This is a genomic window from Clostridium cavendishii DSM 21758, assembly GCF_900141845.1.
Classification (GTDB): Bacteria; Bacillota; Clostridia; order Clostridiales; family Clostridiaceae; genus Clostridium_AG; species Clostridium_AG cavendishii.
This window is the reverse complement of record NZ_FQZB01000025.1, coordinates 23,162-36,602: the sequence shown is the minus strand read 5'-3', so window position 1 is coordinate 36,602 and position 13,441 is coordinate 23,162. Positions and strand designations below refer to the sequence as shown.

The following is a 13,441-nucleotide window of genomic DNA, read 5'->3' as shown; positions in this document are numbered from 1 at the left end:
AGGTGCAGATGAAGATGAATAATGTAGTAGAAAAAGAAACTCAAATTTTAGATGATAAGAAATTAGATAATAAAATTATAAATAAAGTGTTTAGAAGATGGTTATTAGCATCACAAACAGCATGGAACTATGAAAAAATGCAAGGTTTAGGATACTGCTTCGCAATGATGCCAGCATTAAGAAAAATATACAAAAAAGAAGATGAATTAAATGAAGCAGTAAAAAATCACCTACAATTTTTCAATTGTAATGTAGTAACGGGACAATTTATATTAGGAGCAAACTTAGCTATAGAAGAAGCAGAGGGAGCAAAATCAAAAGATGCAGTAGCAGCTATAAAGACTGGATTAATGGGACCTTTAGCAGGAATAGGAGATACGTTATTTGGAGTAACTTTAAATACTGTATTTGGGTCAATAGCAGCATATATGGCGCTACAAGGTAGCTCAATAGGATGTTATTTATGGATAATAGCAAACATAGTAAAAATAGTTATAAGTAAAGGTTTTATAAAGGCAGGATATAAGCAAGGGGTAAAACTTGTATCATCAATAGGTGGAGTACTTAAAAACGTAGCGGAATCAGCATCAATGTTAGGACTTATGGTAATAGGAGGTTTAATACCAACAGTTATAAAAGCAAAGGTACCATATGTATATACATCAGGAAAAGTAAAACTAGTAGCACAAGAAATGTTAGATAAGATAATGCCAGCCTTAGTACCATTAGCTATAGTTGGATTAACTTATTGGTTATTAGGTAGAAAGAATATGAACTCAACTAGAGTAATAATAGTATTAATAATTTTATCAATAGTATCTTTCAATTTGAAAATTTTAGGTTAATAAAGATTTTACAAAAATAATGCTGCAAAACAAATTCTATTTAAATTATAGTTTTTGGTTTGCAGCAAATTTAATTACATATTTTCCATGGAGGTTATAGATATGACGATTTTATATTTTTTAATAGCATTAGTAGCAACAACAATTGGATCCATGGTAGGGTTAGGTGGCGGCGTTATAATAAAGCCAATATTAGATTTTTTAGGCGATTATAACGTATCAACCATAAGTGTTTTATCTTCATTCACAGTTTTTTCTATGTCAGTAGTTTCTATTATAAAACAGATTAGATATAAATTTAAAATAGATATAAAGAAAACAACGTTAATAGGTATAGGTTCAGTAGTTGGAGGTATATTAGGAGATAGTACTATGTGTATTATCTTAAAAGCAACTAATGGACAAATAGTCGCGTTATTTCAGAATATAATATTAGCGCTTCTTATTGTATTTGTATATGTATATATGAATAACAGGGACAAGTATAGAAGTTATTATGTTGAGAATTTATTTTATTGTATGATTATAGGTCTATTTTTAGGATTTTTAGGCTCGTTTTTGAGTATTGGAGGAGGACCTATAAATGTTTGTATATTAATTCTCTTCTTTTCTATGAATACTAAGGAAGCGGCTGTAAATTCTATATTAACAATATTATTCTCTCAAGGTGCAAAACTTACAAAAATAATTACAACCACAGGACTTTCTGGTTATAATTTAAGTGTTTTACCTTATATGATAGTTGGGGGTATACTTGGGGGAGTATTTGGAGCAAAGCTTAATAGGGCACTAGAATCTAATAAAATACTTAAAGTATTTAACATTCTTTTATTATTTTTAATACTTCTAAATATATATAATATAGTTAAAATAGGTATGGTGTTAATTGGATAATTTGTTCACTATTGTTAATTAAATAAGGGGTGTATAAATTTTTTTATACTTGGATTTTTAAACAAGGTAGGAAAATGTTATACATTCTTTTTTTATATGAGTATATACAATATAAATTATAAAATGTTTTTGAAAGTGCAAATTAATTCAATTCAGTGGATTAATTTGTCACTTATAATCGAATGTGATAGAATTAAGCTGATTATTGTAAAAAGGGGAGTAAGTATAATATTTTAATAGGAAGGGATGAGTAAACAAATGAACTTTATAAAAAATATAAAGGTAAAGACTAAACTAATTATATCATTTTTAATTGTAGCTATACTTGTTGGGATAGTTGGAGTAGTAGGTGTTGTGTCACTTAAACAAGTAAACAAAAATGCCGAGGAAATGTATAATGATAATTTACAAAGTGTATATATGCTTACAGATATGAAAGAAAACTTAACAGAAATTAAAAGTGATGTATTGCAATTAATATATGTACGCGATTCAAATAAGAAGGAAGAATTAGAAAAAGATATTGAAAAAAATATGCTTGAAAACAATAAATATATTGAAAGTTATGAAAAAATACCTACCATAGATAATAGAAGACAAGCAGCTAAAGAACAGGAAATGTTTGAAGATTTTAAAAGCAGATTAAAAGAATATAGAATTCTAAGAGAAAAAGTTGTTAAGTATATAGATGAGAATAAATTTGATGAAGTAGAAAAACAATATAAAAATATACCAGAAGTAAGAGAAAAGATGTTTGAAAGTTTAGATAAAGTGATAGAAATAAATCTAAATGAGTCTAAAATGCATAATGAAGATATTCATTCTACATATCTTAGAATGAATAAAATAATAAGTATATTAAGTGTTGCAAGCGTTTTGATTGCAGTTTTAATTGGATTACTTATAGCAAAAGATATTGAGAGATCACTTAATAAGATAAAAGACTTTGCAATAAGATTAGCGCATTATGATTTTTCATCTCCAATTTCTGTTAAGACAAAAAGTGAATTTGGACAAACAGGAAGGGCGTTAAATAAAGCTCAAGAAAATGTAAGCAATTTAGTTAAATTAATTATGGATAATTCTCAAGATATAAGTGCATCTTCTGAAGAACTTTCAGCAACTGTGGAAGAATTAACCTCAAAGGTTGTAACAATAGATGATGCAGTTAAAAACATTGCAGGTGGAATGGAAGAAGCGACAGCTTCTACTGAGGAAATAAGTGCATCTATACAGGAAGTGGACTCAAGTATAAATGTTCTTTCACAAAAAGCTATGGATGGAAGCGATAATGCCAATAAAGCTAAAGAAAGAGCTACTGAAGTTAAGAATAATAGTCAAAAAGCTATAGAGAAAACTAGAAAAGTAGCTATTGAAAAGAAAGAGAATATGGAAAAAGCAATTGAAGATGGGAAAGTAGTAGAGAGTATAAAAATTATGGCTGATACTATAGCGAGTATAGCAGAACAGACTAATTTACTTGCACTTAATGCAGCTATAGAGGCAGCTAGGGCTGGAGAACAAGGAAAAGGTTTCGCAGTAGTAGCAGAAGAGGTTAGAGAACTTGCAGAACAATCTTCACAAGCAGTATCAAATATACAAGAAACTATAGGTAAAGTCCAAATCGCATTCAAAAGTAGTATTGATACTGGAAGTGATATATTAGAGTTTATTGATAATGATGTACATGCACAATTTGATGGATATGGAGAAACAGGGAAGCAATATTATGAGGATTCTGATTTTGTAAGTAAAATGTCAGAAGAAATTGCATCTATGTCAGAAGAGATTACAGCTACAGTAGGACAGGTAAGTGGAGCAGTACAAAACATGGCTATAACAGCTCAAAATTCTAATGAGCAAACAGAAATGATAAAAGAGAGTATGGATGAGACAACAAAAGCTATAGAACAAGTAGCAGTTACTGCTCAAAGTCAAGCAGAACTTGCCCAAAAGCTTAATGAAATGGTACAAAAATTTAAAATATAGTAATGTTTCTTATAATAAGTTTGTTATTTTAAGCATTTGCTATAAATGTAAAGTGTTAAAATAGTAAGTGAGTTTTCCTATATATACCTTAAATAGATGGCTAAATCCTTTATTTTATAATATGAACGATAGTGAGTAAGTAGTAGTTCATTAATATTAAAAATATATGATAAGAAGGCGATGTAATGAAAAAATATTTATTATCTATTGATTGGGATTATTTCATATACACAAAGAAGGAGAATTGGGGCTCATATATAGAGAGTAATAGAAATATAATTAATTTATGGTACAAGCGGTATTTTCAATTTAAGGAACAAGGAAAAGATTTTAAAAAAGCATTTCTATTATCAGCAGGTGTGAATACTTTTTGGAAAGAATTAAATAAACATTTTGTTTTTAAAAGTGATGCACATATATATGTATCAGATTCACATGCATTAGCTTATGATGTGGCTAAGGAAAATGAATGTGATGGTATTTATCTATTTGATGCACATTCAGATTTAGGATATGGTGGATTAGAATCCTTGGAATTTGAAGTGAATTGTGCTAATTGGCTTGGCAAACTTTTTAAGGACAAGTATATAAATGAAGCGGATATTATATATAGTCCTTTTACAATAGAATCTCCAGATGACTTTAAAGAAATAAGTAATGCTTATAATGTAAATTTTATGTCAATTAATAATATTAAAAAAAATACTGAAATATCAGAGCTACATATTTGTAGATCAGGGGCATGGACACCGCCTTGGCTTGATAGTAAATTTTTAAAATTTATTAAGGAGGCTAAACTTCCATACAAGGTAATAGATTGCTCTATGAGGAAATGGCAACCAGATGGATTAACGTTAGGTGAAAGAATATATTATTTAATGGCTTAAGTATTATAAATAACAAATTTTTATTTAATATGAAAGAGAAATTTATATTACAAAATAGCTAAAGGCCTTAATATAAATAAATAGAAAATAATAGTTTAATTATAGAACCTATGAAATAATATATTTATTATATAAATTTCATAGGTTTTATTATGAGGTTGAGTATAATCCAAATATGAAAAGTTATACAGTATCAACAAATAGAATATATTTCAACAATATGGTTAATTATGATAAAATAAAATATAAAATAATTTATTAAGTATAGTTATATAAGTTTTGATATTAAGGGTATATTTAAATATTAATTTAAAATAAGGTTAAGGAGATAATTTATGAGTGATATTACAAAAAATATAAATATATTAGTAGTTGAAGATGATGCAGATATAAACAACTTACTTTGTAAAATATTAACGAAGGAAGGGTATAGTGTCAGACAGGCTTTTTCAGGTTCAGAAGCAAAAATGTGTTTTGAGTATTATGATTTTCAACTTGTATTGCTTGATTTGATGTTACCAGGAGTTACTGGTGAAGAACTTATAAAAGATATAAGAATGTTAAAGACTATGCCAATAATAGTTATATCAGCAAAAACAATGCAAGATACTAAAATAGAGGTATTAAAGTTAGGGGCAGATGATTTTGTAGCAAAACCGTTTGATGTTAAAGAAGTATTGGCTAGGGTTGAGGCACAACTAAGAAGATATATGTTATTTTCAAAAAGTAATGAAGAAAAGAATTTGCTTAAATATAAAGAATTAATTTTTGATAAAGAACTTTTGCAGGCCACAGTAAGAGGAAAGACCTTAAGTCTTACAGCAATTGAACTATCAATATTAGAAGTTTTAATAAGTTATCCTAACAAAGTTTTTACCAAGGCTAATCTATTTGAAACAGTATGGAAAAATGAATTTTTAGGTGATGATAATACGATAAATGTTCATGTAAGTAATTTACGTTCTAAGATAGCTAAATTTGATAAAGAAAATGAATATATTCATACTGTATGGGGAATTGGATATAAGCTTGGAGAATAAGTAAGCTTTAAAGTTTTAATCTTAATACTTTCTTAAGGATTTTCTTATAGTATTTTATATATTTAGATTTAATATAAGAATATAGAAATTTGGTTATTAGCCAAATTAAAATTTGGATTGTCATTTAAGGAGGTATTAAAGTGAATGAAATAATATTAAAGACTGAAAATTTAACTAAAAGATATAAAAACAATAATGCAGTAAATAACATAAGTTTAGAAGTTAAAAAAGGAAGCATATATGGATTAGTAGGGAAAAATGGGGCTGGTAAGACTACTATTCTTAGAATGATATGTGGATTAACTATACCCACAAATGGAGAAGTAGAACTTTTTGGAGAAAGTTCTATTAAAGGATTAAATAATTCTAGAAGAAGAATTGGGTGTATGATAGAAACACCTAGCTTTTATCCTTATTTGTCAGCAAAAAAAAATTTAGAATATTACAGAATGCAAAGAGGAATAGTTGAACAAGAGTGTGTTGATGAAGTATTAGATTTAGTCGGTCTTGAAAATGTTGGTAATAAGAAATTTAAAAACTTTTCATTAGGTATGAAACAGAGGTTAGGCTTAGCTCTTGCTATAATGGCGGATCCAGATTTATTAGTTTTAGACGAACCTATAAATGGACTTGACCCATCTGGAATAGTGGAGTTAAGAGAATTACTTTTAAAGCTTAATAGGGAAAAGAATACTACCATAGTAATTTCTAGTCATATATTAAGTGAATTAGAACATATAGCAACAGAGTATGGATTTATAAATAATGGGGAATTTTTAGAACAAATATCAGCTAAACAATTAAGTGAAAAGTGTAGGCAATATATATCTGTTAAGGTAAATGACCCTAAAAAAGCAGTTACTATTCTAGAAAATAATTTAAATAGTAAGGAATATGAAGTTTTAAATGATAATGAAATAAGAATATATGATAATGTTAATATGCCAGAAAAGATAGCAGAAGCTTTAGTTAAGAATGAAGTTTTATTATTCTCACTAAATCAAAGTAGTTTAAAGTTAGAAGAACATTTTATGAATTTAGTAGGAGGTAATAAAAATGCTTAATTATATAAATGCAGAACTTTATAGAAATTTTAATAGAAAATACTTTTGGATGTATACATCAATATTTGTTGCATTAGCTATATTAGCTAATATAGCATTTTTAATACTAGGTGTAGATTCACGGACTGAAGCTTTATCTGCTATGTTGGATTTTGGTATTATAGTACCTACATTTATAATTGCAGGGTTTGTTGATTTTGTTACAGCTGAAGAGAATAAAACTGATACAGTTAGAAATGTTTTAACTTTTGGATTGTCAAGAACCAAAATGGTGGTTGGAAAAATTATAACAACAGTTATTTTTGCATTTATAGCACAAATTATAATACTAAGTATATTTTTTGTATTATATTTTTCTTTATATGGAGTAAACACTAATGTAGTAAATGTTATAGTATTAGGATTTCAAAAAATGTTGCTAGCTACACCACTTTGGATTGCATGTATATGTATGTTAACATTATTATCTTTTTTAATTAAAAATAATAATATAGCTATTACGCTATATCTAGTAATAATTATTTTTGATAAAGTAGCAGTTGAGATAGTATCTACATTTTTCTGGAGTAAATTTGACGTTGTACAGAATATTTTAATTACTAATAAATTAAAGGATATTGTGCAGGAAGGATTAAAACAAAATAATATATTATACGCAATTACTATGGGAATAATATATATTATTTTATTTACAGGTTTATCCATTATCTATATGAACAAAAAAGAAATTAAATAAAATCAGGAGGGTAATATCTATGCAGTTGTTTGTAATTATAGTTTTGTTAGCGATTATAGGGATAGTTGTTACCCTTTATACCTTATCATTAAAGGAAATCAGAAATATAAAGAATCAATTGAAAAAAATAAACGGAACAAAGACTAATTCAAAAATATTAGCAACAAATTCAAATAAAGAAATTAAAGGCCTTATAGCAGAAATCAATAAAAGTATAGAAGAAAAGCAAAAATCAGAAGCGGAACATAAAAATATAGATTTAGAGGTTAGGCAAGCTATAGCAAATATGTCACATGACTTAAGAACGCCTTTAACATCAATAATGGGGTATATTCAACTAATTGAAGATGATAATATAAAGGAAGAGGAACGTAAGCAATATCTAAATATAGTTAAGAATAGAACAAAAGACCTAGAAGGACTTATAAGTAGCTTTTATGATTTGTCTAGATTAGAGGGAAATGAATACAAATTTAATATGGCATCTATAAACATAAGTAATGTAATGTGTGAGGTTTTAGGAAGTTTTTATAATGATTTTTTAAGGGCTAATATAAATCCAATAGTAGAAATAGATGAAAAACCATATTTTATAATTGGTGATGAGGTAGCTATAAAGAGAGTTATATCAAATTTAATACAAAACATTTTGAGGTATGGTCAAGGAGATGTGGTATTTTCGCTAAAAAAGCAAGAAGATACGGTTATAACCTTTTTTGAAAATACTGCTAAGAACTTAACTAAAGAAGATGCGGAGCACTTATTTGATAGATTTTTTACAGCAGATAGAGCTAGAACAGGAAAATCAACAGGTCTTGGTTTAGCTATAACAAAACAATTAGTTAATCAAATGGGGCATGAAATAAAATCAGAGTTAATAAGTGATAAGCTTAGAATAACTTTAATTTGGAAGATGATAAAAGAGTTCAAATAAATGAAAACAAGTGCCTTTCAACCACAATTGTCAATTATTCATTAAGTGGTAGAGTAGACACTTTATTCTTATGTAATTATTCAAATTTTATAATTCCCATATGATTTAAAAGTTTTTCATCAATTGTATTCCCATCATTAAAGTTATTATTTTTTCTATATTTTGAAATAGCTAATTCTAGCTTGTAATTATATATTCCGTCTATAGGACCATTATAGTAGCCAAGAGCTGTTAATCTATTCTGAACTCCATATACATCTGCACCTTTACAATTTGGCTTAATAGTTCTAACGTAAGGGGAAAAAAGCCAATTAGGACCACTATAGATAATCACGGAAGTATTGATATTTACTAGTGAAAAAACTTCCTTTATATGCCCATTAGACATTCTAATACATCCATTAGAACCCATTGTGCCGATTGATCCAGGTCTAGAAGTTCCATGAATTCCAAAAGTATCCCAAGGAACGCTAAGTCCCAACCAATAATTTCCGAATTGGGGTTCTTTCCTTATAGCTTTATTTGCTATTTTAAATTGCCCCATAGGAGATGGAGTTTCTAATTTACCTATGGCAATTGGATACGTTTTTTCGAATTTATTTGTTTCTTTATCAACCAGTGATAATGTAAGTTCATTAATATCAATAAAAATAATATAATTTTTTTGTGCAGCCATATTAAAAGCATAAACTTTAGTAGGAGGAATAATAAAAAGCATGCTAAAAAAAAGAATGCATATAAATATTTTTTTATACTTTTCCATAAAATCACCTATGCTTACCTTAAAATAATTTAATCATCTATATAAGCATTAGAAAAATTGCATTAAATTATTCAAAAATATTTATAAAAGCTTATAAATAGCTATTGAAAAGGTATACATTAATGGTATAAAATTTAATTAAAGTAATTTTATTACTTTGATTAAATTGGAGGTGTACCATGAAAAAAGTATTAAGTATTTTAATGGCAACTACAGTTTTTCTAGGCGTTTTTTCAACAACCAACATTAATACAAAAGGTGTAGAGTTAAAAGATGGTAACTCTATACAGCAAACAAAAGATAAAAATGTTATAGTTAGTTATTTACCTTTATACAGATATTGGAAGGCTGAGGATATACAAGGTGATAAATTAACAGATATTATAATAGCCTTTGGAAGGATAAATGAAAACACTTATAGGTTGGAGATTCCAGATAAAACAACAAGTTTAGACGAGGTAAAAAGATTAAAGAGTTTATATCCTAATCTTAGAGTTTCATTATCTTTGGGTGGAGATGCTGAAAAGAAGTTTGGAGAAATGTCAAAGACAAAGGAACGAAGGAGTGCATTTATAAAAGATGTAACTGATTTGCTAGTGAAATATAATATGGATGGAGTAGATGTAGACTGGGAAGTTCCTGTTGGTTTACCTTGGGAACCAGAAAATAAGAAGCCAGAAGAGAGGGAATACTATACCTTACTTATGCAAGATTTTAGAGATTCCTTGGACAAGCTAGGAAAAGAAGATGGAAAGCACTATTTATTAACTTATGCATCTCCAGTAGGAGGATGGTCAATAGATAATATAGAATTTGATAAAATATCTAAGTTAGTCGATAAAATTTATTTGATGGGATATGCATATGAAGGCAGTTGGTCGCCAACCACAGGACATGCAAGTGGATTATATAAATCTTCTAAAAATCCTAATTGGCAAACAACAGGGGATGATACTATAAAAACATTTTTAAAAACAGGAATAGATCCTAATAAATTAGTATTGGGGGTACCAAATTATTCACAAGACTGGTATGGTGTCAAAAATGAAAATAATGGGTTATTCCAAACTTTTAAAAGTTCAAACAATATGAAGTTAAGTTTTACTAGATTAAAAGATGATTATATAAATAAAAATGGATTTACAAGATATTGGGATGATGAAGCTAAGATGCCTTATTTATATAATGGTGACATATTTATTTCTTATGAGGATGAACAATCAATAGGTGAAAAGGTAAATTATATAAAAGATAAGAAGTTAGGTGGAATAATGTGTTGGGAATATACCCAAGATTCTAGAGGTGAGCTACTTGATGTAATGTATAAGGGCCTATTAAAAAAAAATTTTGATTTATGGAAGGTAGATAATGAATATAAAATAGGTGATATTGTTAGTTACAACAGTAAAGAATATGAATGTACTTTAGGACATAAAGCATTAGAGGGATGGACACCAGAAGCAGCAAGTACACTATGGACAGCTAAATTTCAATCTGAGTGGACAAGCAAGGTTAATTATAAGGTAGGTGATGTTATAAAATATAATGCAGAAAAGTATAAGTGCTTACAAGCTCATACAGCACTTGAAGATTGGACACCAGATGTCTGTAAAGCATTATGGGAAGTTGTAAAATAAAATATTAGTAAGTATAAGAGGTTTTATTAGTGATAATTAGGATGAGATTGAATAGCTAATAGAATCTCTTTTTTAGAAATTTATTTAGTATTTATAAATATAAAGTAATTTTTTAATATGCTATAATATTTATAAATTACAATTAAGGAGTTATTATGTGGAATAAGAAGTTACATATTTCTATAAAGTATTTTATAATATTAAGTCTTTTAGCAAGTATATTAATGAATTCTATAAGTGTTGGTAGTAAAGAGGTATTATTTATTCTAATTTTTATAATAAATAATCAAGTAAGGTTTTTTTCTTTAGAAAATGATCACATGAAGAAAGTCTCTTTTTTATTGGAAGTGATCTTAAGTATAATAGCATATAAATATATAGGTGGTTATCTTATAGCTTATTTAGTACTTCAAGCAATGGATAGTAATACACTTTTTAAAGCACCAAGCAAACATATATTTAATATTTTAATTATAGTGCAAGGAATAGTATTTTCTTTAAATAATAATCTTGAATTTAAATATCTAAATATATTTATACCTGGAATTTTTATAGCTATATTATATTTGGTTAAAGATGAAAATGATAAAAAGGTAGAAGCACAAGAGCTTTATGATAGGATTAGAATATCAGAAGAAAAACTTAAAAATGCTAACCGTGATTTGGAAATATATGCGAGTTCTGTAGAGGAATTAACGCTCCTTAGAGAAAGAAATAGGCTTTCAAGAGAGATACACGATAGCGTGGGTCATGCACTTTCAACTATAGCTATCCAGCTAGGTGCTATTGAAAGATTAACGGCTAAGGATGATAAAACTTTAAATGAACTAACAAAAGAACTTAGGGTTTTTACTCAAAAAAGCTTGAATGAAGTTAGAATGGCTGTAAGGGAAATTAAACCTAAAGAATTTGAAGAGTATGAAGGAATCTTGGCAATAGAGGAGCTTATAAAAAATTTTAAAAAGCTTACAGGAATAGAAGTACGCTTAGGATTTAGTAAAGAAAAATGGAGATTAAATTCAGATCAATCATTTGTTTTATATAGAATAGTTCAGGAGTTTTTATCTAATAGTGTAAGGCATGGAAAGGCTACTGTTGTAAATATAACTATGAATTTTATAGATGACAAATTAATAGTTACTTTAAAGGATAATGGTATAGGGCAAACAGATATAGTTGAAGGGGTAGGACTTAAAAGTATGAGAGAAAGAGTAACGGAAATAGGGGGATTTTTTAGTTACGATTCTATAAGTGGTGAAGGCTTTTTAGTTAAGGTTGAAATAAATAAAATAGAGAATTTAAAAATTTATTCTCAGGGGGATGAATATGAACAAGATTAAAATTATGGTTGTAGATGATGAGAAACTTGTTAGAAGTGGAATGGAACTTATATTAAACACATATGAAGATATAGATGTAGTGGCATCAGCTTCTAATGGAGAAGAAGCTTTAAGCAATTGCAGAAAAAATGATATAGATTTAATTCTTATGGATATTAGAATGCCAAAATGTGATGGCGTTTTAGGGACAAAACTTATTAAAAATGAATTTAAAGATATTAAGATTTTAATATTAACTACTTTTAATGATGTAGAATATATACATCAGGCTTTAAATTATGGAGCATCAGGGTATATTTTAAAAGATAGTGATTATGATTTAATTTATGAAGCGATTAAAAGTTGTATTAAAGGAAATGTTGTAGTTCATCCAGAAGTGGCCTCTAAAATACTTAATGAAAATATAAACTACAATAAAAGTAGCAATATAGATAGTATAAAAAGTAAATATGATTTAAGTGATAAAGAAATAGCTATAATTAAAGAGGTTTCAAATGGTTTTAGTAATAAAGAAATTGGTGAAGTATTATTTTTATCAGAAGGAACTATAAAAAATAATATAAGTTCTATACTTTCAAAATTAGAGCTTAGAGATAGAACTCAGCTTACAATATTTGCGTTTAAAAACAATATCGCTGAAATGTAAATTTGGATAATAGTGAGCAGAGTTTTATTTTAGGTATATAAAATAATAGATTAATATGTATTAAATGTACAGATAAGTAGTGTGTAAAATTGGTGTTTGTCATAAAAGTAATAAAAATAAAAGTTAATTGGAGGGTGAATTTATGAGTATGATATGTGATTATTTAAAAGTTGATAAGAAAACATTAAATGAATTTAGAAATTTAGATATTGATGAAATAATAGAAGAAATTGAAAATTTAAGTGAAAATGATGAAGACATATATTCTGTGGATAAATTGTGGGATGGACTTCATTTTTTACTTGTAGGATCCTCAGCAACAGATAGAATAGAAGATAATCCTTTAAGTCAAGCTATTATGGGAGTGAAGACATTTAGCCCATCAGATGAAGATGGTTATATTGCATATATAGAATCTAAAGATTTAGATTCTATCGTTAAAGCTTTAAAAGATGTTAATATAGAGGAGTTAAAAAATAGATTTAATATTGAAGAATTTAGAAACAATGAAATATATCCTGATATTTGGAGAGAAGATGAAAAGTTAGAATTATTTGAAGAGCTTGCAAATGAATATAAGAATATTATAGAGTTTTATGAAAGTGCATTAGAAAACAAACAACAAATTGTTGTAAGTATATACTAGATGATTTCAATATATATACT

The 13,441-nt window shown here is 27.5% G+C and carries 13 protein-coding genes; 12 read left to right on the top strand and 1 reads right to left on the bottom strand.

Features of this window, described 5'->3' with window-relative positions; all coding sequences use genetic code 11:
• The 8 genes from BUB01_RS21510 to BUB01_RS21475 all read left to right on the top strand — a co-directional run.
• On the top strand, nt 1-845 hold an 845-nt coding region (locus BUB01_RS21510), incomplete at its 5' end, for a PTS system mannose/fructose/sorbose family transporter subunit IID (RefSeq protein WP_207650008.1).
• A gap of 102 nt (nt 846-947) precedes the next feature.
• On the top strand, nt 948-1,739 hold the full coding sequence (locus BUB01_RS21505) for a sulfite exporter TauE/SafE family protein (protein ID WP_072993483.1): 792 nt from the start codon (nt 948-950) through the stop codon (nt 1,737-1,739).
• Between the two features lie 258 nt (nt 1,740-1,997).
• Nucleotides 1,998-3,728 (top strand): methyl-accepting chemotaxis protein, encoded by a 1,731-nt coding sequence (locus tag BUB01_RS21500; protein WP_072993480.1) that lies wholly within the window; start codon nt 1,998-2,000, stop codon nt 3,726-3,728.
• Nucleotides 3,729-3,913: 185 nt separating this feature from the next.
• Entirely contained in the window at nt 3,914-4,615 is a 702-nt protein-coding gene (locus BUB01_RS21495) for an arginase (RefSeq protein WP_072993477.1), read from the top strand.
• Nucleotides 4,616-4,959: 344 nt separating this feature from the next.
• Entirely contained in the window at nt 4,960-5,655 is a 696-nt protein-coding gene (locus BUB01_RS21490; protein WP_143152551.1) for a response regulator transcription factor, read from the top strand.
• Between the two features lie 140 nt (nt 5,656-5,795).
• Nucleotides 5,796-6,719 carry an ABC transporter ATP-binding protein gene (locus BUB01_RS21485; RefSeq protein WP_072993471.1) on the top strand — a complete coding sequence of 308 codons (924 nt, stop codon included), beginning with the start codon at nt 5,796-5,798 and terminating at the stop codon, nt 6,717-6,719.
• Nucleotides 6,712-7,455: an ABC transporter permease gene (locus BUB01_RS21480; RefSeq protein WP_072993468.1), complete on the top strand. Its 744-nt coding sequence runs from the start codon at nt 6,712-6,714 to the stop codon at nt 7,453-7,455. Before BUB01_RS21485 ends, BUB01_RS21480 begins: the two co-directional genes overlap by 8 nt.
• 19 nt (nt 7,456-7,474) lie before the next feature.
• On the top strand, nt 7,475-8,389 hold the full coding sequence (locus BUB01_RS21475; RefSeq protein WP_072993465.1) for a sensor histidine kinase: 915 nt from the start codon (nt 7,475-7,477) through the stop codon (nt 8,387-8,389).
• Nucleotides 8,390-8,465: 76 nt separating this feature from the next.
• Here BUB01_RS21475 and BUB01_RS21470 read toward each other — a convergent pair whose 3' ends face one another.
• On the bottom strand, nt 8,466-9,065 hold the full coding sequence (locus tag BUB01_RS21470) for a L,D-transpeptidase family protein (protein WP_207650007.1): 600 nt from the start codon (nt 9,063-9,065) through the stop codon (nt 8,466-8,468).
• Nucleotides 9,066-9,331: 266 nt separating this feature from the next.
• Here BUB01_RS21470 and BUB01_RS21465 point away from each other — a divergent pair, with 266 nt between their 5' ends.
• From BUB01_RS21465 to BUB01_RS21450, 4 genes are all read left to right on the top strand, one after another.
• Nucleotides 9,332-10,789 carry a glycosyl hydrolase family 18 protein gene (locus tag BUB01_RS21465; protein ID WP_072993457.1) on the top strand — a complete coding sequence of 486 codons (1,458 nt, stop codon included), beginning with the start codon at nt 9,332-9,334 and terminating at the stop codon, nt 10,787-10,789.
• A gap of 155 nt (nt 10,790-10,944) precedes the next feature.
• Nucleotides 10,945-12,129, top strand: a complete 1,185-nt coding sequence (locus BUB01_RS21460) for a sensor histidine kinase (protein WP_072993454.1) — start codon at nt 10,945-10,947, stop codon at nt 12,127-12,129.
• Entirely contained in the window at nt 12,116-12,775 is a 660-nt protein-coding gene (locus BUB01_RS21455; protein WP_072993450.1) for a response regulator transcription factor, read from the top strand. The genes BUB01_RS21460 and BUB01_RS21455 overlap by 14 nt, the downstream gene beginning before the upstream one ends.
• 142 nt (nt 12,776-12,917) lie before the next feature.
• Nucleotides 12,918-13,421, top strand: coding sequence for a YfbM family protein (locus BUB01_RS21450; protein WP_072993447.1), 504 nt, complete (start codon nt 12,918-12,920; stop codon nt 13,419-13,421).
• Nucleotides 13,422-13,441 lie beyond the last annotated feature (20 nt).